The sequence below is a fragment of the Vibrio limimangrovi genome (assembly GCF_054064025.1).
Genome location: NZ_JBSUGF010000013.1, coordinates 79,879 through 104,305 on the forward strand (window position 1 = coordinate 79,879; position 24,427 = coordinate 104,305).

Consider the following 24,427-nt stretch of genomic DNA (forward strand, 5'->3'; position numbering starts at 1 on the left):
TTTTTCTTATTATCAGATAACTAACGATCTTATTGCTGCTTGATTAAGTTGTAGTTCGAGGCAAGTTCACCCGGTACTTTTTCACCGTTCATATCGAGTTTCATTAGCATGTTCTCGCCTACGAAGTATTGGTTTGGCGCATCTTCACTGGACAGTGTGACTGTATTGCCGCTCTCATTCCAACTAAACTGACCTTCAGATTTTAGCTGACCATCTTCTTTGCCCTGGTAGCTTTGCTCAAGCAGGTATGTGCCGTCTTGATTCAGTGTGATACTAATATCAATGCCAGAACAGTCTGCACATGGAAGCGTACCTTGGTAAGTGCCATTCCAATCAAGTGAATTGATCGCATTGTGTTCATTGTCTACAAATGTTTCTGTAGAAATACCTTGCTCTTGCGTCACCTGTTCTTCAACTACTGGCATTGGGTCCGCAGTGACAACTTGCGTCTCTTCAACCTGAGGCGCTTCTACGGCGGCTGTTTCGGCTGGTTTTTCGTCTTGGCAGCCAGCTAGAATAATTACCGCACCTGTTAATGCCAACAATGTCTTTTTCATTTTATCCCTCTTTGAATCAAGATTTTGTATGGAGCTATGATAGATCTGCTTATGAAATTCACGTCATAACAAAGCAAGAGAATGATATCGTTTTGTCAATAAAACTGGTGTCTGGCATAAAACTGTCAGAATCATCAGGGAAGTGTAAAAACACCGTTCTAAATAAATTTGTTTTGCAGTTATTTTGACTACGTGGAAAAAATGTCACGAATTCAGAATGTCATTCTTTCGACGACTTCTCTTAATGTTACTCACTCTACGATTTTTGCAAACTTAGGTTTGTAGCATATGCTATAAATTATTATTGGCATATGCCAAGGTTGGGCGTAACGTGTATCCCAATAACCTGTTTCTTGGAGTTATTAGGGTTTGTAGAGATTTAAGAGGAATGGTGATGGCGAGACCAAAAATTGAAAGACGCATATGTGGACGGGCTGCTCACCATTGTTTCAAACCCAACGGCGTGCCTTTTCATCAACTGGAGCAAGTCAGTATCTTACCTGAAGAGCTGGAAGCGTTGCGTTTAGCCGATTTAGAGGGGCTCAGCCAACAACAAGCCGCAGATCAAATGGGCGTATCCAGACAAACTTTTGGCAACACGGTAAACCGCGCAAGATTTAAAGTCGCAAAAAGTTTAGTTGAGGGTCATGCATTAGTTTTTCCGAATGAGGAGTCGAACTTATGATTTATGCTATTCCTAATGATGGTGAGCGAGTGGCAAACCACTTTGTAAAAGCACCGTACATTGCCATTTATTCTGATACCGATGGGATGCTGCAAAATTTAGCCAACATTGCCGCTATGCCACGGTCTGGCTGTAAAGCCAAATCTCAGCTAATTCAGTCACTACAAGAGTACAATGTCGATGCCGTGTTAGTTCGCAATATTGGCGAGCGTGCGCTGGAAAAACTGCTTAAAAGTGGTAAACAAGTCTTCAGGTTGTCTACGCGCAGTTCACTGGAAGATGTGCTGGGTGTGGGCAGAACTCAGCTCACGGAACCGTCTCAAGGCCGTCCTTCTCTTAATCACCAGAAAAAAGGCGGGTGCGGATCCTGTGGATGTGGTAGCAAAAAAGTGAAGCCGTCATTATTAACTCGTCCTAACCAGTCGAGTATGACATCTACATTACAGGCCAGCCCCACTATACTTAGCTTAAAATCTTCGGGTAATAAGGTTAGTTAGCGTGGTTTGGTTATTTACCTTTTTTGGTTTTCTCGTGGTTATTCTTTTGATGTCGCTTGGGGTGATTTTCCACAACAAGCGTATTCAAGGAAGCTGTGGAGGCTTGACTAACGTTGGTGTCGACAAAGTGTGTAACTGTGAAACCACTTGTGCCAAACCAGAGCGTCGTTTGTATCAAATTTCTGAACCTAACTCCTCACCTGAAAGTACTGATGCCAAAAACGTGCTGAAATAAATGCGCCCTCATCATGAGGGCGCTTTAAGTTACGTCGTTTTATTCAGTAATCAGCTTTGTTGAGTACTACCACTGCTGTGGCAGACTTGTTTTTGAACCGCTGGAGGTGCAGGTTCGTAGTGACTTAACGTCATACTGAAACTTCCTTCGCCACCGGTAATTGCTCGCAATCTGCGAGCGTAATCTTGTAACTCATTGACGGGTGATTTAGCACGAATGAGGGTGAAGTTGCTATCAATCGGCTCTGTGCCTTCGATCAATCCTCGATTACCGGATAGATCACCTGACACATCTCCCACGTTGGCGGTTGGAATATGCAATTCCATCTGAAATATTGGCTCAAGAACGATAGGATCAGCATTATGAATCGCATCTAAGAAGGCTTTTTTACCTGCGATGACAAAGGCGATCTCTTTTGAGTCGACAGAATGGTATTTGCCATCATAGACCGTCACTTCGACGTCTTTGATAGGATTGCCAGAAATCGCGCCTTCCTCCAAAGCTTGTAGGATCCCTTTTTCTACTGCTGGAATAAGAGAAGTTGGAATAGCGCCCCCGACGACTTTGTTGATGAACTTGAATCCCGCTCCTCGCTCTAGAGGACGAACTCTCAGTTGGACTTCTCCGAACTGACCAGCGCCGCCACTTTGTTTCTTGTGTCGGTAGTGGCCTTCAGCAGGTTTGGTAATGGTCTCAAAATATTCGACGCTAGGCTGGCAAGTTTCTACTTCTAGCTTGTAGATGCTCGCCATTTTCTCTAGTGCAACTTTAAGGTGAAACTCTCCCTGTCCACTGATAATGGTTTCATTCGTCCGTGCACGATGCTCAATACGCAATGATGGGTCTTCACTGGCGATTTTATTTAGGACATCCCCCAGTTTTTGTTCGTCTCCTCTTTTTAGCGGTTTTAAGCACAGAGAGTACATAGGGTCAGGGAAATTTAGGGTTTTTAATTGAACGCCATCTTCATCATGAGAATCATGTACGATGGAGTCAAACTCAAGATCATCCACTTTGGCGAGTACACAGAAATCACCGGCCAGCGCCCGCGGAATTTCCATCCGTTCTTTACCTTGCAATTGATAGAGATGTCCAACTTTAAATGCCTTGTTACTTTCACCGATGTAAAGTTGACTGCCTGCGTTAATTTCGCCTTGGTAAACGCGAAGGTAAGCGAGTTTACCCATGTAAGGATCGACGCTGACCTTATAAACGTGTGCGACGGTATGTTCTAAGGTTTCACAGTTAACTTTTATCTTTTTGCCGTTTTTCTCTAGCAGTGGTGGATTGCCTTCGTTTGGCATAGGCATAATTTCTGCCAATGTGCGCAGTAGTAGTTCGATACCTGCCCCTGTCTGTGCAGACACAAAGCAGATTGGAATCACGTGACCTGTTCTGAGTGCTTCTTCAAAAGGATCATGAAGCTGCTCTGCCGTTAATTCCGAACCCTGCTCCAAATACAGTTCCATTAAGGCTTCATCAACTTCGATGACTTGGTCAATCAAGGTTTCATGTGCTTCGGAGACTTTTGCCAATAAGGCTTCACGCTCGAGTTCTGGCTCAAAGTAGCAATCCACCACAGTTTGCCCGTCGAGAGAAGGTAAGTTGATTGGTAAACACTTGTCACCAAAGTGTTCCGCAATGCTATCCATCAATCGCTGCAACTGATTGCCGTGGCTGTCGAGTTTGTTAATGATGATCATCTGACATTTTTGTTGCTCTTGAGCAAAAGCAAACAAGCGATCAGACGTTTGATTGAGAGGCGTTTGCGGATCGATGATAAGTGCTGATGTTTCAACAGAAGGGAAAACACTGATCGTCCTGCCGAGTAACTCACTTTGTCCCGGAGTGTCAATAATGTTCAGGCGATGTTTATTCCAGTTTAATGCGACAGGGGTTGCTTCAATACTGTGTTGATATTGAATAGATTGTGGGTCGAAATCGGTAACGGTATCACCTTTTTCTACGCTTCCTAAGTGATGGGTTGCTTCGCATGTGAAAAGCAGTTTTTCGACAAGGGTTGTTTTACCGGTTCCGGTCTGACCGACAAAAGCAATGTTGCGGATTTTATTGATAGGCATAAAGCCTCCTTGCAAGATGACGTGAGGAAACCTGTTATCAGGTCACGAACTGCATTGGAGTAGGGGCGGGTTTACCGCCTGTTCGTCTTCCATGTCATTTTCCGGATGACTTTATGCATACAACCGCCTTGCTGAGATGAAGCAGATTAAGAGGTTATTACGATATTAGAAGTTGCTGACCAATTTTGGTGAATTTTTGTTGGGAAGAAACGTATTGCTTACCACACAAACTATTTAACTCGGTCCGACCCTAACAGCATGGCGCATTAAGCATTTAATTTATGTGACTTATTTCATGCTGGTGCTTATTGCTTTTTAATCGAGATCATAAACCTGAATGTTCATGTTCCTCGCGGTGTTTATTCCGGACATTTCACAGTAACAATCGCTTGTTCTCACGGCAGACATGAAATGTGTGATCAGTACCAAGTGATCGCTTAATAGATCGTGATGTCGGTAATACTTTTCATTAATTGTCGGGATCGTTCCCTAAATGTTTTATATAGTTATTTACGAATTATTTATGGATTTAACTCATATAAGGTTGATCATATGACAGGTTTTTTGTCTTTTCTTTAGAGTTTTAGTCCACATTTAATCGATTTTGTCGGGAACGTTTGCCCTATCTCGAAATAATCAATTTAATGTTGGAGAAATAAATAATGAAAGCGAATGTATTGGCATTAAGTATCGCTGCTGCTCTATTACCTACAACATTTGCACATGCAAATGAAGAAATGGACGCTCTGGAAGCTCGTATTAGCGAATTGGAATCCATATTAGAGCAAACTGAGCAAGTTGCGAATAACGCCGACAGCAAAGCATCGCAATTCGAGTTCCATGGATATGCACGTGCAGGCATTTTGATTAATGATGATTTGAACGGTGCAACGGGAACAGGACCTTACATGACAGCCGCAGGTGCGCTAGGCGCTCCGGTTGGTCGTTTAGGCTTGGAGGATGATAACTACTTAGAAGCAAACCTGATCCACAACCGTCATATGGATGATGGCTCGAGTGCACGATTCCATATTATGTTGGCTGACAGTGTGGAAAGCAGCAATGATTGGACGGCTGACGACAGTAAGTTGAATGTTCGTCAGGTGTATGCAGAGCTGAAAAACTTACCTTCTTTCAGCGGCGCATTTGATAATGCGACAGTATGGGCGGGTAAGCGTTTCGACCGCGATAACTTTGATATTAACTTTTTCGATTCAGATATCGTGTTTTTGGCGGGTACTGGTGCGGGTATTTACGATGTTCAGATCACGGATGAGTGGAAATCAAATTTCTCAATTTATGGCCGTGACTTCGGTGAAATCGACAGCTCAAGTACTGACATCGAAAACTACATTGCGACGACCAATAACCGTATTGGCAATTTCCAGGTGATGTTGAGTGGTATGGTATCGTCTGACAACGAAGATAGAACATCCAGCAACACGTCACCAACTAAGCGTGCTGAAAGCGGTGTTCATGCTCTGTTTGCTTACCACGCTGACAGCTTTTACGGCGTAAATGATGGCTTTTCGAAAACAGGATTTTCGATTGGTCAGGGGCTAGGTGCAGAGCTAAAAGGCATCGGTTCAAATGGCGATTTGAATGACGACGCTCAGGCGATTCGTGCGTTTTCATACGGCGTGACTCGTTTTGCGGATAACTGGAGAATCGCACCTGCGCTGATGGCGGAGTACAGTCAGGATCGTGTGAAAACCGATGACGAGTTTATGTGGGCTTCTCTAAACGTTCGTTTGGCTCAAGAGCTTACAGAAAACTTTGAAATGGTTTACGAAGGTAGCTACCAGTACATGGATCTGGACAACAGTGTTGAGCAAGCGAGTGGCAGTTTCTACAAAGTGACAGTAGCGCCAACACTTAAATTAGCGACGGCAGCGGGTTTCTTTGACCGTCCTGAACTGCGCTTTGCCGTGAGTTACGTTGATTGGAGTGATGATCTTAATAATTACTCAGTGAGCGTAGACGACAGCGCAAGCACAATGGGGCGTGGTGGTGAAACCGTGTTCGCTCTGCAAATGGAAACTTGGTTCTAAGGCTCTGGCAGTTTGAACTCTTAAAGCAATAAGGATGACAGTGTTGGCTGCCATCCTTTTTTTATGTGCTCAACCTGACATTTGCTTACTTGGCTACAGCGTGAAGCGGCGGGTTGTCGTAGTGAGTGATACGTCGATTTAGTCCCCACATTATGCTAACCGCTATCATCATGGTTCCTGCGGCAAACAAAAAGCCATAGCGAGTCATGTCATAGTGACTCAACATGGCAATCACGACATAGCTTAGCGATTGTACTGTGGTACTGAACATGCTGATCCCGCCATCTATGCGACCGCGCTGATGAATAGGTACGGTATGATGCATCCAGTTAATTCGCGCAATTCGATTTAAAGCATTAAAGACGCCAAAGAGGGCAATCAGCATCAATATACCAACTGGGTGCATTGAGAAACTCATACCAATCAACGTCAGGGAAAGTAAGGCCATTGAGATGAAGATAATACTGGCGTGAGGGATACGGTCGAGTATCTTCGTTACAATCAGCCCGGTAAACAGAGAACCTAACCCAAAGCTGATGTTAAAACCCGCAAACCAATCTCCCGTGATGCCTTGTTCAGAAAACCAAATCGGTACTAACTTGCTCAAATATGTCAGTACGGGATAGGAGAGGCAAGAAAGTAAAATAAATCCATAAAAGTGGGGTTCTTGGCTGAATATCTGCTTACTCTCTTTCAGTTGGCTCATGAAAGGAACCGCGTGTGACTCTCTTAATTGACGAGTGTACGGTGTCACCATGTAAAAAATGGCGGCCAACGATGAAGATGTAGCAGCGAACAGAGCAAACTCGATCATTCCCCAGGTTTCCAGTAATACGATGCCAAGAGCGCCCGATCCGAGTGTCGTTGACTGCATCACGATTTCCTGCTGACTAGAAATTCTGGCGTATTCATGCCGCGGATAATTCTCTTGAGTGAACGCATTGTTGGTCGACCAGGCGAAATTATTGGAAACCCAGTACACCAGTTGAGTGAACGCCAAAAGCCAGTTGGATTCAAGCCCTAGCCAATAAGTGATAAGTACCACGAATGCCATCCCTGCCTGTACCCATTGGTTCCCAACTAGTAAAGCCTTGCGTGAATGACGGTCAATTAAAGTAGAAAAGAAAGGTGTGACCAAGAAAGCGACAGCGGTACAGCAGAGGAAAACCAAAGCGACAAAGGTGCCCATTTTAGGGGACGTTAACATGACCCAAGGTAGTGCCATCATAAATAATCCTGACGAGATACTGTCGAAGAACCTTCCTGCCAAATAAGGTTGAGTTTTATTGTTCATATTCTTGTCTCAATAATTAGTATGGTTTCACTCTAAAACCTCAAGTAAGCTTTAGGTAAAGAATTATTTTAATTAATGGCGAAGGGAATCTGGGATGGACATCAGCGTAGGTGAAGTGGCGAAACGCTCAGGAGTGAAAGTTTCAGCACTGCATTTTTATGAGCAAAAAGGACTAATTTCGAGTTGGCGCAATCAGGGTAATCAGCGCCGTTACCATCGAAGTGTGTTACGTCGTGTTGCCGTGATTAAAGCCGCGCAGCTGGTTGGACTCTCTCTAGAAGAGATTAAGCAAGCGCTGGATAACTTGCCCAAGCATCAAGCACCTAATAAAGCGCAATGGGAACGTATGGCAAGCCAGTGGCATGAACAACTGGAGCAAAAAATTCAGAAGTTGAAAGCGCTACAAAATGATCTGGGTGGTTGTATTGGCTGTGGTTGCTTGTCGCTAGATACCTGTTCCCTACGTAACCCAGAAGATGTACTAGGACAAGACCATTCTGGATCTAACCTGACTTTGGATGAGTGAAGTCAGGCTTATTCTTTATCGAAGCTGTCTACCACAATCGCGCCCATAGAAGCAGGCATAGTGATGACGATAACACGCTTTATCGCGACCAATGGCTCCGTCAGGAGTGGAAGTTTATCCAGACAAAGCAATACTAGTGCAACGACTATAGCTGCGATTGAGTAGGCGATGACGACGCGGAAGATAAAGATCGAGACGCGATGCCGAATTCGGCTTTGAAACACACTCTGATAAGCGAAAAAGCTCAGGAAAATCACCGAAAGGCTTAACAGCATGAGCAGATTCGTCATGGGTAAGCTTTCCCCTAAGCGCCACGCTTCCTCAGAGAATGATATGGGAACGGCAAGGGCGAAAGCGCCAACCAATACCTGGCTGGCATCTTCGAGATTGAAGTGACGGCTCATGCAGCAGATCCCGTTATTCGTGATGGAGGTTTAGCAGCTTCTCAAATCGTTCGTTACCGTGTAGTAACTCAAGGTCTCTCTCTTCTGCTAACAAATCGCGAATAGATGGGCTGTACTCAATGGCACGCTCTAGGTCCTCAATGGATTGTTCTTCAATACCCAATCGCGAATAAGCACAGGCGCGTTGATAAAGCGCAGGGCCGTTGGTGTAATCCACTTCTAACACTCGGTTACATATGCTCAGTGCCCAGTGGTATTCATTGATTTCCATCGCCGCATCCGCTTTGTAAGTGAGTGCTTCCAAATCGCCAGGGCGAATAACCAATATCTCATCGTAAATCTCAATACGCTGCTCTGGTGTTTGAGAACTCTGTGCACGCAACCATAAATTATGGATTTCGTTGATTTTTTCGATCTCTTTGTTGTTCTCACTGATAATGCGAGTTTTACGTTTTAAATCTCGTTCGAGAGCAACAAACTTCTTCTCATATTCGCTCGCGATCTTATCTAGTCGCTTGTCCGCCATCTCTTTGGTGTTATGTTTAAACTCGCGTAGAGATTGCCAACCGACAAAAGCGATCAGTGAAGCAACACCCGCAATGATGTAGAAGAAGTAGGTGACGGTCACATTGGCATAGTTCAACGATTTATCCGCTACGCTGAGTTCACGGTCGGTGATTTCGGTGATCGTCCGTTTTTCTAAGTTTTGGAAGTCCTGACGCAGTGTCTTCAACTCATCCAGAATGTAGCGCTCCATAAGCGGTCTATCTAATAGGTCTGATTCTGAATATTTCTCTTCAGCCGCTAATGTTGGTAGCGAAATAATCAGTGAGAAAAAAATACCAATAAATAAGCGCATAAAATGTCCTTTCACTTTAAGAATACAGATAGACCGTGCAACCATAACAAATTGAATAAACGTTTAGCAAAGTTCTGCCAAAAGAATTAGTTGTTGACCTTGTTCCTATCTTTTAAAAGGTAGTGGCACTCTTACGTAAAAACAGATGAACCAACATTTTTATTCTAGAACATAGTTGCTTATACCCAAACAACCTCAAGCTAAAACTAAAACAGCGCCGGCTTGGGCGCTGTTTTAGTTAGAAGCAACTTAAAGCTGATCTTCGATTGGCAATATACCGGAGAACCAGGAGCCCATCTTACGCCACATTCCTGCTTCTGGTTCTGAGTCATATTCCTGCCCGGTTTTCTTGTCGGTCCAGACTATATCGCCTTCGCGTAACGTTAGGTGGTAAGCATTGTTGTTCAATATTTCTGGCAAGGTTGCGAGAAAACTTTGCGCATATTCAGGTTGCTTAATAACGAAAGCCATCTCGGTGTTAAGCTTCGCTGAACGTGGGTCCCAGTTCATTGATCCAACAAACAGGGTCTGGTTATCTATCAACATGGCTTTTGCGTGTAAACTTGCTCGACTGCTGCCAGTTAAACTCCATTTGCTCTTGAGTTTAGCACTGGCTTTCACTTCCCATAGATCGATACCCGAAGCGAGTAACTCTTCTCTGTACTTTGAATACCAGCCATGAACAGCAAATACATCGTTTGAGGCTAAGCTATTGGTGATGATCGTGATATTGACCCCTCGTTTTGCCGCGTTGGTCAATGCTTTAGTTCCTGCCTCGGTCGGGACGAAATACGGCGAGATAAGCACGAACGAGTGTTCTACACTCTTGAGTAACTCGGACAGGTTGCCAATCAGCTGACTCTTATGTGTCGCTACTTTGTCGGGCAAGTCGAACCATATTTCACCCTCGCCCCAATAAAGAGCAAGCTTGTGCTGTGTTAGCGCCTGGTACATGTCTAAACGAGTAAAGTTATAGTTACCTTTAGTGAACTTTTCTTCGAGTTGCAGCTTGTTAACTTGTTTTTTAATCGCCGCATCCGTGATTTGTGCTGAATCTGGGTACACCCACTCCATTGGTATGGCATAAGCGCTATTCCAGTAAAGATCAAACTGGTCTGCGGTTTGTTGAACGGATTCTCCGTAGAGCAACAAGTCGAAATCACCAAATGAGACTTCGGACTCGAAAGAGAAGTACTCATTGCCGATGTTTCGTCCGCCAACCACTGCGGCAACACTGTCGGCGATCAGTGATTTGTTGTGCATCCGGCGATTCAGACGGTCAAAGTCGGTTGCGAGTCCCCAAAATCGTGCAGATCGGTATTGGTGAGGGTTAAACAAACGGATTTCGATGTTTGGATGTGCATTCATCTCTGCCATCACCTTATCGTTACGCTTTTGCATGTCATCAAGCAGTAAGCGTACCCGAACACCACGCTGTGCGGCTTCATACAAGCGCCATGTGATGAGATTGCTGGTTTCGTCGCCACGATAAATATAGTACTGAAGATCTAAGCTTTTTTGCGCTGACTCAATCAGAGATGTACGTGCCAGAAGCGCATCATGACCTTGATTTAGAGGATAGAAGCCAGTTTCTGTTTTTGGGTCTTTGCCATAAGCTTCAAAATATTGCGCAAGGATGGTGTCTGACTGGTACCCGTACTGGAACGTGGTGGACTTCTCACTAGGATCTCTGTGCTCAATCGATGAACAAGCCGATAGAAAAGTAAACACACAAGTGAAAATAAACTTGGTCAACATATGATTCAATGGACATATCCTTGTAATACAAAATGTTATTTTTAGGTGATTATAGACATAAGTGATTATGAGATGCAGTCACCAAAGATGAGGAACGAGTGTTAACTCAAGGAATTCTGCACTGCGATCACTGTCTGCCACTCTTTAACACATAAACAAATTTGACGTTCAAAGTGCAAATTTTTGTGGTGGCTCGATTTTTTGAACGCACAAAATCATTTATTTAATTAATGTTTTTACTCTAATTAGTTGGAAACACTAATATCTGACAGTTCTGACCCATACATAACTACGTCAATTACGCTGAAAAATATAACCTAATGAATTATAAGGAATTAATATCTATCGCACAGCTTGACTATAAATGCTTGAAGTAAGGTCTCACAACTTGCGATGTTGGTTAAAGTTTTGTTAATTTTATGAACTTTTAAAGGATAATTTTTCATAGTTTACGGTCACAAATGGCGATAGGAGCTGCCATTTTGATTAGCCCTGGTGGCAATTTAGACTGTTTATACGGGACTGAGCAAAATTGTCTATTTCAGATGCAATTACCTCACTGTTTGTTGAAAGAAGTACTGAGGTGACCTTCTAAGTTTCAGCCTAGAAAATGGCTTGTTGCACCGATGGTTACGTTGTGAACAACACGGTGAATAAAACAATAAAAAGGATTTTTTGATGTTAACAAAACCCATGCTACGTTGGCTTTTGCCCTTCGTTGTGGCTGGTGGATCTTATGCAGGATACGCGGCAATAGCAGCAACAGCACCAGAAAAAGAATCAGCTAAAGACACAGTCACAGAACCTACTGTTCAGGCTTCCTCTCTTTTCCCAACGGATCACAAGGTCGTGATAACAAGTCACGGTGAATTGGTCCCGTTCGAAAAAACCCATCTTTCTGCACAAGTTAGCGGTGAAGTGATTAGCTGGCATCCAAACTTTGTCACTGGTGGCATTGTTAAGCGGGGTGAGGTGCTATTCACGGTAGAAAGCGACAACTACGAAGCTGCGGTACTTCAGGCTGAAGCAGCGCTGGCTAGTGCGCGAGCAGAATTGATCGAAGAGCAAGCGAAAGCGGAAGTTGCAAAACGTCAGGCCAAACAACTTAGTGACAAGCAAGTGACGGACTTGTACCTACGTAAACCGCACGTATTGAGTGCTCAAGCAAAAGTGAAATCCGCCCAGGCTGCTCTAAAGCGTGCGAATCGTGATCTGGAAAATTGCAAAGTGGTCGCACCGTATGACGCGCTCGTTGTTGAACGTGACATTGGTGTGGGTCAGTTCATCACTTCTGGCTCCCGCATTGCTACGCTCAACAATATTGAAGTGGCAGAAGTACATGTTCCAATTGCTGGATTTGATAGCGTGTTTTTGCCGGAATCTATTAATGAGCTCAAAGCGACCGTGACTCAGCAAGGCATTTTGTCAACGACTCGTGAAGGCAAAGTAGTTCGCGACTTAGGTATGATCGATAGCGCAACTCGAATGATCAATATGGTTATTCAGGTTGAAGACCCATACGGGATTGATAACAAAAAGCCGCCGATTAAGTTTGGCTCGTATGTTGAAGTCAGCTTTACCGGGAAAGAACTCAAGCACATCTACCGTCTTCCACAAGAATTAGTGAAAAACCGTACGGTTTGGGTCGTGAATGATGATAACGAACTTCAGCCTCGCACCGTAACGGTACTGAGAGCAGAAGGGGAGTTCATGTTAGTCGGGGATGGTTTAGAACAGAGCGATAAACTCGTCCTGACGCTGCCTGAGTACCCGCAAAAAGGCATGGCAGTGCAAATTGCAAAAAAGAATGACGACTCCGAAACCGTCGTACAGTAAGTAGGAGTTTGTCATGGAAGATACTAACCAAAAGGGTTTAATTGCCTATTTTGCCAATAACCCAGTGGCGGCCAACCTGTTGATGGTGTTCATCATCATCATGGGTATCGTAAGCTATTTTTTTATTCAAAGGCAGATGTTCCCTAACATCGAAGTGAACTACATCGATTTACGCGCAACATATCCGGGTGCGTCTCCACAAGAAATTGAAGAGAGCATACTGGTCAAGGTAGAAGAATCGATTAAAGACGTTACCGGCATAAAAAAAGTCGTAGCTCAAGCGACGCGTGGCAGCGCATATATCTCTATCGAAGTTGATGTGAATGCCGACATCAAACGAGTCCTTGATGATGTTAACCAACGTATCGATACCTTATCTAACTTGCCAGTGGGAATGGAGCCTATCAATGTTTATCAGGTTGAGTGGCGACAGGATGTTATTGAAATGGGGCTGGTAGGCGATAGGCCGCTTGAAGAGTTAAAGCCGATCGCTAAACAAGTAGAAGATGAACTGCTGCAGTTAGAAAACGTTATGCTGGTGAACTTGAGTGCACCGGAGGAAGAAATTGCGATTGAAGTCGATCCTCTTGTGCTTCGTAAGTACGATCTCACCTTGAATGATGTGAGTGATGCAATTCGTCGTTATTCAGCCAACTTTTCTGCCGGAGAAGTCAAAACGAATTCCGGGATGATTGCGGTTCGTATTGAGAACCAGTATTACCACGGGGATGAGTTCCGAAATATTCCGGTGAAGTTAGGTGCAAACGGTGCGAAAGTCCTGCTTCAGGATATTGCCACGATTAAAGATGGTTTTACTGAGGAAGAGCGCTATTTTGAGTACTCAGGACAAAATGCTATCTACATGTCAGTAGAAGCGACTCGCGACCAGAATATCATTCCTGTTGCTGAATCGGTTCGGAAATACATCGAGGCGAAAAACAAAACCCTGCCGAATGACGTCCAGCTGAAGATTTTGGTGGATATGACCTATTACCTTAACGGTCGCCTCGACATGATGCTAAAAAACCTGCTGCAAGGCGCAGCGCTGGTGGCCATCATGTTGACCATTTTCTTGCGTTTCCGTTTAGCAATGTGGGTAATGATTGGTTTACCAGTCTGTTTCCTTGGCGCTGTTATGCTCATGCCAGCGCTGGGAATTACGGTTAACATCGTTTCGCTGTTCGCCTTTATCATGGTGTTGGGCATCGTTGTCGATGACGCCATCGTGATGGGGGAGAGTGCTTACTGTGAAATCGAAGAAAAAGGCGGTGGCGTTGATAACGTGGTACGTGGTGTGAAACGTGTAGCGACACCCGCTACGTTTGGTGTGTTGACGACCATTGCTGTATTTGCCCCTTTCTTACTGTCTAGTGGTATTGATAGCGCTTTCTTTTACGGTATCGCGGGTGTTGTCATCTTATGTCTTATCTTCAGTCTGATTGAATCTAAGCTGATTTTGCCAGCGCATCTGGCACATACTCACTTCAGCCCGATCAAGCCTAATGGGTGGCGGGACCGTTTCAATCAGCGCTTCTTTGGTTTCGTTAATGGCACTTATCACGGTTTTGTGAAGAAGTGTACGCATTGGCGTTGGACTGTTTTCGCGGTTTTTTGTGGCCTGTTAGCGATAAGTGCTGCTTTAGTTAATTCAAACTATGTACGTGTGATCCCTAACCCGAAAGTACCGACCGATTACCCGGCGATCACCATTGAAATGAATGATACCGTATCAAGTGAGCAGACCATTGAAGCACTCAAAACCATTGAGAGCGTCATGCAGCAAGTCGAGTCTCAAACCATAGAAGAGTATGGTCAGGGAATGATTCGTGATGTGTTGTCATATAATAGAAGCCGGACGGAAGGGCGTGTATTGGTGCCTCTGGTTGATGAAGATCTGCGTCCTTTCAATACGTTTGAACTTGCACGACGTTGGCGAGAAGCCATGCCAACTATCCCGGGAATTAAGAGCATTAAAATCCGTGATCAGAGTGCTGGTGGCGGTGATCGAGACGAGTTTGGCTACCTTCTGTTTGGCTCAAATATTAGCGATCTGAACGATGCTGGACGTTACCTGATTGAACGTTTGCAGCAGCAGGAAGGTCTGTACGATATTTCATCATCTATTGATTCTGGTAGTAAGGAAGTGCTTCTTTCACTTGCTCCCGTTGCTTACGATCTCGGTTTGGATCTCACTATGATCGCTCAGCAAGTTGGCGGCAGCTTTTATGGCGGTGAAGCGCAGCGTATTATCCGTGACGGCGAAGAAATTAAAGTGATGGTCCGTTATCCGAAACTCACACGTGAAGCTTTCTCTTCTCTGCGTTATGCTGTAATCACCACACCAGCAGGAAAAAAAGTCATGCTTGGTGATGTTGTTCAAATCAATGAGCAACCAGGTGTGAGTACCATTCGCCGAGAGGGTGGATATCAAACGGTTTACGTTTATGGCTCTATTGATGAAGAACTTATCGAGCCTGAAGAAGTGGTAAAAATCATTGATGACAGTATCTTGCCTGACATGAAGCGGGAGTATCCAAGTGTCAAAACCGAGTTAGGCGGGGATATAGAAGAACAAGCTGCGCAACGCAACGAGCAAATTCTCTTCTTTATTGCCGGGATGATCATCGTGTATATCCTTCTTGCCGTTCCACTGAAGAGCTACACCCTGCCTCTTATTGTCATGTCGGTTATTCCGTTTAGTCTAACTGGCGCGATATGGGGGCACTTCTGGCTAGGTTTAGATATCAGTATGATGTCGACATTTGGTTTGATTGCGGCCGCGGGTGTAGTAATTAATGACTCTTTGGTGATGACGGATTACGTAAATCAAGTCAGAGAAAAAGGGATGAGTATTAAGCAAGCGGTCGTTGAGGCGGGATGCGCACGTTTCCGGGCTATCACCCTAACGTCGATTACGACGTTTGCTGGTGTACTTCCAATTATGTTTGAAACGAGTTTACAGGCTCGCTTCGTTATCCCAATGGCGGTTGCGTTAGGTTTTGCGGTGCTGTATGCGACAATTTTGACACTGGTGCTGGTGCCGTGTCTGTATCTCATGCTCGAGGACATCAAGAATATATTCAGGGAAATTAAACGTTTCTTGTTTCGTATTATTGGTCGTTTTAGAAAGCAAGATGATGTGACAGAAGCCCACACTAAATTATCCAATTAAATTGCTTGTCTTCTCAAACTCAAGAGCAGCCTTCGGGGTTGCTCTTTTTCTATTCGTTGTCAAAAAGCATCCGTCATTCAGTTGCTAACTGTGCTATAGATTTAATGAATGAAATGACAAACAAAAATAATTTTGGTTAATTTGACCATCAGTGTGCGAAAATTACCTTCAGGTAACCAGTGATAACGTGCACTTTACAGTAAGGCGTTGATAGTTAAGCATTTAAAAGTTGGCATCGTACGTGCAATGTATAAAGCGCACCCATAATAAACTGCTAATCCTCAAGGAGCTTGCTATGAAAAGCGTATTTCTTTCTACTTTAGGTCTTATTGCTGTAATGTCATCATCAATCGCTGCTGCTAACACTTTAGACAAGGAGGAGTGGAGCTCAGATTTACGCCAGGACTTCTCCGAAATGAAGCACGAAGCAATAGCAGATATTCAGCAAATGAACATTGACGATATCGATGAGCGTGAGGCGGTGATCGTTAAACGGATTAAAGAAGAACAGGCACAATTAGTAAAGATACCGTGTCAGAAAACCGATGCGAGTAAGTCATAATCACTGTTTTATCTTCCAATGTAAGGTCCGCATCCGTTAGCAGTAAACGTTGACCTTGTTGCTCTGCTTGCCAGTTTTTGAAACTGGCATTTTTTGTAGCTGTTTTCCAGTGATGAGTATCAGAAAGAAAAAAGCCCGCAAAGAACGGTCTTTGCGGGCGAAAAGGGGCACCAAATTCGGTGTCTATTCATTATGGAGATGGTCGAACATCCTTATCAAACTGACAATAGCTTGGTGAGAGGCTTACCACCAGCGCGACCAACGGAGCTAAAGTTAACATTGTTACAATCATTGTTGAAATGTTAATTCTTCAATCAATGATTTCATTATTGTTACTTATCATTGCAAATTTGTTGTGTGCGTGTATTTTGTGCGTGCTAAAAATCAATGTTTAATAACCGTTTGAAAGATAAGGTCTAATTTGACCGTAAGCTTTCGCTATATAAACGTGACTGCAAAGCGCTGCCTGGCTTTTTCATCCCAATCAGAATGCAGATCGATATTCTCTTTTGTTAACTTTGTGGGTTAGTTAATGGCGTATCGTTTTCACGCGTCGGGCGTTAATCCATGGCGTTCTCAGAAAGTCTGGTTAAATAGTTGGCTTCGATTTCTCCAGGAGACGTAATAGCATGGGTTGCATACTACGAGGAATACCCAATAAATTGGAAGTTAATACACTTATTATTTTCATAAAATGAAAAACACCCTCGTAAATTAGAAATTACCACACCACAGATACTACTTTTTTTTAAACATTTCATTTTAAGCTCTATGAAATTTTCAAATGGAGTTTAACTATGACCTGGGAATTTTCGGGACGAAATGAAGCGTTTGAATACATAGAATTTAATAAAAAATCTATAAGTGAAATTGAAGAGTTTTTAGGTAAGAGAATAAAATTAGACTTGTCATTATTTAGTCATAAGAAACTAAACCTTTCTCGGCAGGCATTACTGATGCTGGCCTCAATGAATGAATATGACCAAAAGCAAGTGGTCAAAGAAATGTATTTTGTTGCGGCTAATCCTAATGCAAAGTCTGTGGTAAGGCACAAACTCAACCCTTTATTAAGAATATTTCGTACCCGATACCCATTTAAAAACTATCATTATTTGCTGACCTGCATGCTAAAAGATGGAAAAGTCGTTATCCATGACATTGCTTTTGATGAAAAACTTCATGGAATCGAATTAAGCAAATCAGCCCATCAAAGAACCCAAATGTATCATGTGCAAAAAAGAAAGATAAAAATGGTCAATATGATGGAACACAAGATGACAAAGGGACTCAATTACTTATGGGGGAGTGGGATGCGAGTAAAGCTACATTAACCCATCAAATTAAAACTCTCCATGCGACGGTAAATGGCATGCAAAATAACTACGAGAAGGCAAGTCGTTTAATGGGCGTGCATACGCAAGTGGCATATAAAGACGACAATCCTAGGGAGTATACACTTTTTCACAATCCCTCAGATGGGGCTCCTTTGGATCTGGTTGAATGTGTTTTCGATAAGACTCGTTTTACTTCTCATAATGCCAAACATCTAGCGGCGGTGATGAAACAGTGTGCGGAAAAAGAACAACGAGTGAAATGGACGGTACACAGCCAGGGCGCAATTATTTTTAATGCGGCATTAGAGTTCGCGAGACAAAAGAATTCTGGACTAAAGTTAGTAAATCAGGAACTCGTCGTTCATGCAGGTGGTTCGAATACCCAAAAGCTAGGGCGAAATGCAGAGTTACTAGGATTAAGGGTACATTATGATCGAACCAGAACGAGTCCGTTTGACATAGTTCCCAACATTGCTGCGAGACAAAATAAGTTATCGCCAAGTAGTTTGGTCAGGTGCTGTAAGTTCCTAGGTTTGGTAATGAATGGGTCAATGACAGAAAGCCCACATACTCTGCCATATTTTGGCGTGGAGTCTTATCGTAAGCAATTGATGATGTCAGGAAGTGAACGAGCGTTAAAGCGCTTGAAAGATGTTGATAATTATTTAAGGATTAAAGGTCGATAATGCGTATTCGAAAAATAATTAAAGATGGATTTCGTGGTAAGCCTGACTTTTCTGATTTACTTACTAATTCGTTTCAAATTGATGATTTTTTACTCTCATTCGAATGCCCAAACAATATTTATTCTGGATGTGTTTACCAAGATGTAGTTAATTTATCAGGATTTGACATCAACGCTGAAATTGAGAGGCATGAAAAAGTTATAAATTTAGCCTACGTGCTTTTTTGTTTTCACAAAGTCATCCTTAACCCAATACTTCCGGTTAATCTACAAGGAAAACTGTTCATTAGTCTCCGAATAAAATCAGCCGATAGAGTGATAAACACGGTTGAGGAGCTTTCGTACTTTTTAGAAAAAGATTACCTTGATTTTTATCACGATCCTAATCCAATTGAAAATTCATGGCGAGGTTGTCATACAGATATGATGAATGACTTCCGTCGACGTGCCAATCGTCAATGGGGCGAAGAACCAGAAACCGAAGAAGCTGAGAAAGAAAAAGAAGATTACTTAATACGAGCATTTCTTCGAGGTTATCCGCCGATAAAGTGTGAGACCGTCAATATTGGCAGAAACCATTACTCAAAATATATAGAAGGAAACCTTAAATTTAAGAGAGACTATCGGAGAGTCTATAATTTACCAATTAAAGGTAGATTTTTCTTTAGTATAGAATTTAAATATTTGACAGAGAGTTATCAAACTAAGAAAAAACTTCTCGATTGGATTATAACTGCCGATGAAACTTTTGAAAAACGGGTGTTGGAACGCCTGGAGATTTCCCCGCTTATTGACTCGGTTGTCGAGCCGAACGTAGAAAAGCTCTCGCATGATGATCAGGACAATGGTTTCTTCTAAGACGACCAACTCCAATTGTTGCTCGTCTTAGAGTCGCTCTACTTGATCCCTAAGAACTAATCCCAAGTCAAAATGGTCCAGTTAGGCTGATTCGCATGCTCTTTAAGAAGAGGGCATGGGTTAACCAGATAGGTGTAGTCTGCGTGCTGACAAAGCGGTAAGTCGTTGATGGAATCAGTATAAAAGTGGATTTCTGAGTACGACTCCGGCTGCGCTTCTAACCATTGTTGTAGTCTGGTGACCTTACCCTCTCTGTAGCTAGGAACTCCAGATATTTCTGCGCTGTAAGTACCTTGCTGCTCAATCAAGTCGATCCCAAGTGACGTTGGGATACCAAGACGTTGGCCAACCGCTTCAACTAGAAAAGCCACGCTCGCGGAAATGATCACCATATCAATGTCGTCACGTGTGAGTTGCTCGATCAACGTTCTGGACTGCTTAAACTGCTTAGGCAGAATTTGCTTGTCTACACACTCTGAGACTAAGGTTTTTACTTGCTCAATAGGCATGCCAGCAAGTGGTGTCATGGAGAACTTAAGATAGTCTTCCATATCCATTTTCCCCTCTGCGTAGAGCTTCATTAGACGTTTATCTTCTTCGATGAAGTTAGGTTGTGTAGCAATGCCCTTTTCGACTAAAAATTCGTTCCAAATCATCGCACAGTCAGCGCTGATTAAGGTTTCATCCATATCAAATACATACAAAGGTTTGGACATGTTAAGCTCTTACAGGTTGAATTTCGTTTAGGTTGAAGAGTAGTTCTAACTGACTGCCATTCGCTATAGTCGCTCAGATGAACGGTTGAGTAAATCGACCGTTAATTCGCATTGATAGTGCGGGGTGAGAGAGATTACCTATTACCGTCATAAGTTGTTATTGGGAAGGGCAGAAATCGCTACTCTATTAAGTCAAAGTTTCATCTTGTGATGAATGCGATAACCCAAAACATAGCCAATGTAGAAGATTGCTGCGAGCGTAATTGATGCAGCAACGTATGCGACAGCGCGATTCAACCCTAGACCAAAAGCTAAGGTGAAAGCGATTCCGTCGAAGGCTTCGATTGGAAACTGATACCAAGCAGCTTGGGCCGAAGATCCAAAAAGCAGCATTGAGCTAATTAAAAAGATTACGCCGCCCAATACGCCGAACCATCTGCTGTTGTTCATGTCTAGTCTCAGATGTTACCGAAGTAACGTAACAAAATATTTCAGGGAGGTATTATATAACCGAGAGAGGGGCTAAGTGTTAGTAGTATTTGCACTAACAAACTAAGAAGCGACATTTGTTACCGCTTTAAGGACGAGTGTCTTTTAGTCGTAACCTGTTTGGGTACTACTTTTAGGGTTTAAACATGTTTGCCGAGAGCTGTTCGACCTTTCCACCGTCTGTCAGTTGTCATCAAAGCGCATCAGTGCGCCTTGGTTGTGCCATAAGTCTCATGAGGCATTGTTAACCCAACTACGATATCAGCGGAACTAACGCCAACAACGCTTTAATCGGACTGTCAGTTGTTCAAAAAGTCAGTTACTTATTAGGCGCTTGCCGTTATTTAACGATAAGCGTCAAAAATATTTGTATCCAAATTTTAAACAATAAATTAGATACAGTAATTAATGTTTAAGCTCGAGCCTATTAGAGGGATCTTGGTCAATGTACTCAGATATGTTAACGGAAGAGATAATCATACATTCAGCTTTTTGTGCATTTTCAAGACACACATTCATATAACGATCATTCCACCCATCATGATTTATTTCTATGCTCAAATAACAGTACTCGTTAAACAAAAAGCAGTAATTATTCTTAAATTCAGTTAGACCCCTTGAAGATTCATACATGACATAGTTTTCAGAAACATGTACCTCAGGTATTCTTACTAAGATTTCAGATATTCGCTCCTTGATAATCTGCGCTCTTAACTCTTCATCGCCTAAAATTACTTCTTCTGTGTAATGCTTATATACAGACTTTGCTTTATATTTGTTATACCCTCTGCCCGTATTAGGATCATGTTCTTCAGCATTGTAGAAATCATCATAGCGAAAGCAAATATCATCTTTTATGTCATATGGAGTTCTTTTAACGTTTTCTCCCTTAGCATAGGGGATTAAATGAATCTTCATCGTTAATTGGCCATAATAATCATATGTTCCAGGATAAGGAAGTATGGTGTGATAAGGCCATCCTAAACGATCTACTTCAATCAGTTGGTTATGGTAATCAATCTCAACGTTATCATCTAAATACTCACGCGTTATTTCTGGTAACTCTTCGAAGCTACTCGATTGATAAAATCCGCCTGGAACGGTTAAGTCGCAGACAAGTCTTCCAAATCGATAGATTCGGTGGCTGGGTTTAGATAATTTCGCTCCTGAGCGAAACTTCAAATTTAAGAAAGTCCTAATGCCCATCAGTGTTTACCTCTTCTAGCGTAGTTACCAATCACCCTCGCTTTTTGTCTAGCACCGGATTCTCTAAGCTGTTTTTCGTAAGTATCTAACCCGAGGTAGGGTAAGGAGTGTGGGCTACCTCCTATTGTTTTGGACAGAAAACAAGCCCAGATAAAGACGGGGCTTAAGCTCAAATTCATCTTAGTTAAACTTGTTATTCCATTTAATCCTATGACATTGGGTACAAAATCTGCCGGGTTAGACCTCAGTGGCTGTACTTTCATACCTAAACGTTTTGCTTTCATTGACAAAATTCCATAGTTTCCACCAGGGCTATGGACTGCTAATTCGTGCCCATTCAATATCAATTCAGGTTTTAGTTTTTTTACTTCCTCAAGCGCAGAGCGGAATATAATCGCACCTTGACTATGAACGGTCCACTTTACTCGGCGACGTTCACTTTGTGCCTTGATAATTAAAGATGCTAGTTGCTGTGCATTTCTACTTTTAAATATACGTGTTTGATCAAAGATACACTCAGCTAAATCGAATACTCCACCATCAGTGGGATTATGGAATAGATTATACCTTACTATGTTGTCCTTCCTATAAGCGACATCCGTATGAACGCCCATTAACTGAGATGCGGTATGATAATCATTATTCATGCCATTTATCGTAACGTGATTACAGTTAATTTTCGAGATGATATCAGCTCCTTTCCCGTCCCAACTATTTAGTGCGGACTTTATCTCTTTGTTTGTATGCTTTTCTTTGGAATAGCGATCTTCTGCTTCTTTTCTTACGTCATATAGCATCGTTCTTTGATTTTTAGGTTTTACTCGACTACCGTGTAATTGAGCATCAATCATAATCTCCTCAATTACTACAGACCCGTTATCAGATATTCGATAAAGAATTAAAAAATGATAATTTCTGAAGGGAGTCATGTTTCTTGCTACGCGCCAAAATGGGTTACGTCTATGCGTGGTTAGACTCGATTTTCTTGGACTGTCAATAATTTTATAAATGTCATTGATCACATTTTTTCTGTCGAAGTCCGTCATTGCTTTAATAACCAGAATAGCTTGCCTGGTTATTTTAACCTCTCTCTTGTCTAATATTTTAGGATTGATTCCAAATTGATTCAAAAAATCACTAAACCTATTTAATACGACGACATCTCTAGCATTGCTTTCGGTTGGATTTTTACTAAGAATTTCCCAAGTCATACTATGGTCTCAACTATAAAATGAAACCAATATTAAACAATATGCGCTAAACTAAAGGTTGAATATTTTAGGTTAGAGAAATGCGATTAAAAGTCATGTAATTTATTGTTTTCACAATTACACAATGAGGAAACGTAACGTTAAATCGTGGTGTGGTGTGGTGTGGTGTGGTGTGGTGTGGTGTGCCCCTTCGGTCTATCTGTTCTAAATAGGCTTGAATAGTACAAACTTAATAAATATTTTTGATTTTTAAGATTAATTATTTTTTCTTTTAATTGTTGAATTATTAACTAATTATGCATCGAATCCCAGCGTGTTGCTGGACTGGTTGGAATGCATACCATGAAATTTTTCATCAAAGGATTGACGCTGAGTGCACTTGCTCTCAGCATGGTTGCTCATGCAGAGAATAAAACATTGAACGTTTATGCATGGGGCGGTTACTTACCGGAAACGTCACTAAAAGCATTTGAAAAACAAGAAGGCGTTACGATTAATTATTCTACTTTTGAGAATAATGAATCAATGTACACCAAGCTAAAGCTACTTAAGGGCTCTGGCTATGACGTTGTTTTTGCTTCTGCATACTTTATTGAAAAAATGGGCAGAGAAGGGCTATTAGCCAAGATCGACCATGCGCAAGTGCCAAACATGCAAGACACCATGCAAGGTTTGCTAGGCCAAGCTCACGACCCTAAAAATGACTACTCGCTACCATACATTTGGGGCGTTACTGGGATCAGCTACAACGCATCCATGGTAGAACAACCAGTCACTAAATGGGCAGACTTATGGGATGCGCGTTATGAGCAACAGGTAATGTTGATTGATGATATTCGCGACGTGTTCGGTATGGCTTTGAAAATGAATGGCCATAGTGTGAACAGCAAAAATGAAGCGGAAATCAAGCAAGCTTATGAATCGCTGGTGACTTTAAAAAATAACGTACTGCTATACAACTCAGACGCGCCGCAGGTTCCTTATGTGTCCGGAGAAACCTCTGTCGGTATGCAATGGAATGGTAATGCTTACCAAGGTCAGGTTGAAATGCCTGAACTGAAGTTTGTGATGCCAGAAGAAGGTGCGGTGTTGTGGATGGATAACTTCACTATCGCTTCAGGCAGTGAAAATAAAGCGCTTGCACACAAATTTATCAACTTTATGTACCAGCCAGAAAACCAGGCAGAAATCGTAAATAGCTTAGGTTACGCCTCTGCGACGAATGCTGGCCGCAACCTGTTACCAGATGAACTAAAAAATAACCCGACCATTTTCCCTGCGAAAGAAGATATGGAAAAAGGCGAGTTTATTAACGATGTCGGCGCTGAAACGTTAGCGATTTATGATAAGTATTGGCAAAGTCTAAGAGCTCAATAACCACTGCGGCTGCTGACCTGCGGGTTTGAAAGCG

The 24,427-nt window shown here is 42.6% G+C and carries 22 protein-coding genes and 1 pseudogene; 12 read left to right on the top strand and 11 right to left on the bottom strand.

Annotated features, from left to right (window positions below; translation table 11 throughout):
- Positions 1-29: 29 nt before the first annotated feature.
- The gene (locus tag ACWYU8_RS18080; protein ID WP_457521121.1) at positions 30-557 is read right to left on the bottom strand and encodes a copper resistance protein NlpE; all 528 of its coding nucleotides are present in this window, start codon (positions 555-557) and stop codon (positions 30-32) included.
- A 394-nt stretch (positions 558-951) separates the two neighbouring features.
- Between ACWYU8_RS18080 and ACWYU8_RS18085 the strand changes: the two genes are divergently transcribed.
- The 3 genes from ACWYU8_RS18085 to nqrM are packed head-to-tail and all read left to right on the top strand — an operon-like array spanning position 952 to position 1,974.
- A complete protein-coding gene (locus ACWYU8_RS18085; RefSeq protein ID WP_457521122.1) occupies positions 952-1,242 on the top strand; it encodes a DUF134 domain-containing protein in 291 nt (96 codons plus the stop codon).
- Positions 1,239-1,739, top strand: a complete 501-nt coding sequence (locus ACWYU8_RS18090) for a NifB/NifX family molybdenum-iron cluster-binding protein (RefSeq protein WP_457521123.1) — start codon at positions 1,239-1,241, stop codon at positions 1,737-1,739. Before ACWYU8_RS18085 ends, ACWYU8_RS18090 begins: the two co-directional genes overlap by 4 nt.
- 1 nt (position 1,740) lies before the next feature.
- Entirely contained in the window at positions 1,741-1,974 is a 234-nt protein-coding gene (gene nqrM, locus ACWYU8_RS18095; RefSeq protein WP_457521124.1) for a (Na+)-NQR maturation NqrM, read from the top strand.
- A gap of 50 nt (positions 1,975-2,024) precedes the next feature.
- Here the strand turns inward: nqrM and fusA are convergent, their stop codons facing one another.
- Positions 2,025-4,055, bottom strand: a complete 2,031-nt coding sequence (fusA, locus tag ACWYU8_RS18100) for an elongation factor G (protein WP_457521125.1) — start codon at positions 4,053-4,055, stop codon at positions 2,025-2,027.
- A gap of 662 nt (positions 4,056-4,717) precedes the next feature.
- On the opposite strand from fusA, the gene ACWYU8_RS18105 reads away from it, so the two are divergent.
- Positions 4,718-6,106, top strand: a complete 1,389-nt coding sequence (locus tag ACWYU8_RS18105; RefSeq protein WP_457521126.1) for a carbohydrate porin — start codon at positions 4,718-4,720, stop codon at positions 6,104-6,106.
- 85 nt (positions 6,107-6,191) lie between these two features.
- On the opposite strand, the gene ACWYU8_RS18110 is transcribed toward ACWYU8_RS18105, so the two are convergent.
- Positions 6,192-7,400 carry an MFS transporter gene (locus ACWYU8_RS18110; RefSeq protein ID WP_457521127.1) on the bottom strand — a complete coding sequence of 403 codons (1,209 nt, stop codon included), beginning with the start codon at positions 7,398-7,400 and terminating at the stop codon, positions 6,192-6,194.
- A 94-nt stretch (positions 7,401-7,494) separates the two neighbouring features.
- Here ACWYU8_RS18110 and soxR point away from each other — a divergent pair, with 94 nt between their 5' ends.
- Entirely contained in the window at positions 7,495-7,926 is a 432-nt protein-coding gene (soxR, locus tag ACWYU8_RS18115; protein WP_457521128.1) for a redox-sensitive transcriptional activator SoxR, read from the top strand.
- Positions 7,927-7,934: 8 nt separating this feature from the next.
- Here the strand turns inward: soxR and ACWYU8_RS18120 are convergent, their stop codons facing one another.
- The 3 genes from ACWYU8_RS18120 to ACWYU8_RS18130 form a co-directional block, all read right to left on the bottom strand.
- Positions 7,935-8,330, bottom strand: coding sequence for a DUF2391 family protein (locus ACWYU8_RS18120; protein ID WP_457521129.1), 396 nt, complete (start codon positions 8,328-8,330; stop codon positions 7,935-7,937).
- Positions 8,331-8,343: 13 nt separating this feature from the next.
- A complete protein-coding gene (locus ACWYU8_RS18125; protein ID WP_457521130.1) occupies positions 8,344-9,189 on the bottom strand; it encodes a tetratricopeptide repeat protein in 846 nt (281 codons plus the stop codon).
- Between the two features lie 249 nt (positions 9,190-9,438).
- Complete coding sequence (locus ACWYU8_RS18130; protein ID WP_457521169.1) at positions 9,439-10,947, bottom strand: phospholipase D family protein; 1,509 nt, start codon at positions 10,945-10,947, stop codon at positions 9,439-9,441.
- Positions 10,948-11,625: 678 nt separating this feature from the next.
- Between ACWYU8_RS18130 and ACWYU8_RS18135 the strand changes: the two genes are divergently transcribed.
- The 6 genes from ACWYU8_RS18135 (at position 11,626) to ACWYU8_RS18160 (ending at position 19,394) form a co-directional block, all read left to right on the top strand.
- Positions 11,626-12,783 (top strand): efflux RND transporter periplasmic adaptor subunit, encoded by a 1,158-nt coding sequence (locus tag ACWYU8_RS18135; protein ID WP_457521131.1) that lies wholly within the window; start codon positions 11,626-11,628, stop codon positions 12,781-12,783.
- A 13-nt stretch (positions 12,784-12,796) separates the two neighbouring features.
- Positions 12,797-15,955 (top strand): efflux RND transporter permease subunit, encoded by a 3,159-nt coding sequence (locus ACWYU8_RS18140; RefSeq protein WP_457521132.1) that lies wholly within the window; start codon positions 12,797-12,799, stop codon positions 15,953-15,955.
- Between the two features lie 295 nt (positions 15,956-16,250).
- On the top strand, positions 16,251-16,517 hold the full coding sequence (locus tag ACWYU8_RS18145) for a hypothetical protein (RefSeq protein ID WP_457521133.1): 267 nt from the start codon (positions 16,251-16,253) through the stop codon (positions 16,515-16,517).
- Positions 16,518-17,314: 797 nt separating this feature from the next.
- On the top strand, positions 17,315-17,848 hold the full coding sequence (locus ACWYU8_RS18150) for a hypothetical protein (protein WP_457521134.1): 534 nt from the start codon (positions 17,315-17,317) through the stop codon (positions 17,846-17,848).
- On the top strand, positions 17,815-18,537 hold the full coding sequence (locus ACWYU8_RS18155) for a hypothetical protein (protein ID WP_457521135.1): 723 nt from the start codon (positions 17,815-17,817) through the stop codon (positions 18,535-18,537). The genes ACWYU8_RS18150 and ACWYU8_RS18155 overlap by 34 nt, the downstream gene beginning before the upstream one ends.
- Positions 18,537-19,394 carry a DNAase gene (locus ACWYU8_RS18160; RefSeq protein ID WP_457521136.1) on the top strand — a complete coding sequence of 286 codons (858 nt, stop codon included), beginning with the start codon at positions 18,537-18,539 and terminating at the stop codon, positions 19,392-19,394. Before ACWYU8_RS18155 ends, ACWYU8_RS18160 begins: the two co-directional genes overlap by 1 nt.
- Positions 19,395-19,450: 56 nt before the next feature.
- Here the strand turns inward: ACWYU8_RS18160 and ACWYU8_RS18165 are convergent, their stop codons facing one another.
- From ACWYU8_RS18165 to ACWYU8_RS18185, 5 genes and pseudogenes are all read right to left on the bottom strand, one after another.
- Positions 19,451-20,110 carry an HAD family hydrolase gene (locus ACWYU8_RS18165; protein ID WP_457521137.1) on the bottom strand — a complete coding sequence of 220 codons (660 nt, stop codon included), beginning with the start codon at positions 20,108-20,110 and terminating at the stop codon, positions 19,451-19,453.
- A gap of 1 nt (position 20,111) precedes the next feature.
- Positions 20,112-20,224, bottom strand: a pseudogene (locus tag ACWYU8_RS18170) (ABC transporter ATP-binding protein); the annotation flags it as partial.
- Between the two features lie 78 nt (positions 20,225-20,302).
- Positions 20,303-20,560: a hypothetical protein gene (locus tag ACWYU8_RS18175; protein WP_457521138.1), complete on the bottom strand. Its 258-nt coding sequence runs from the start codon at positions 20,558-20,560 to the stop codon at positions 20,303-20,305.
- 444 nt (positions 20,561-21,004) lie between these two features.
- The gene (locus ACWYU8_RS18180; protein ID WP_457521139.1) at positions 21,005-21,805 is read right to left on the bottom strand and encodes a hypothetical protein; all 801 of its coding nucleotides are present in this window, start codon (positions 21,803-21,805) and stop codon (positions 21,005-21,007) included.
- Positions 21,805-23,016, bottom strand: a complete 1,212-nt coding sequence (locus tag ACWYU8_RS18185; RefSeq protein WP_457521140.1) for a hypothetical protein — start codon at positions 23,014-23,016, stop codon at positions 21,805-21,807. Before ACWYU8_RS18185 ends, ACWYU8_RS18180 begins: the two co-directional genes overlap by 1 nt.
- Before the next feature lie 342 nt (positions 23,017-23,358).
- Here ACWYU8_RS18185 and ACWYU8_RS18190 point away from each other — a divergent pair, with 342 nt between their 5' ends.
- Positions 23,359-24,393, top strand: a complete 1,035-nt coding sequence (locus ACWYU8_RS18190; protein WP_457521141.1) for an ABC transporter substrate-binding protein — start codon at positions 23,359-23,361, stop codon at positions 24,391-24,393.
- Positions 24,394-24,427: the final 34 nt, after the last annotated feature.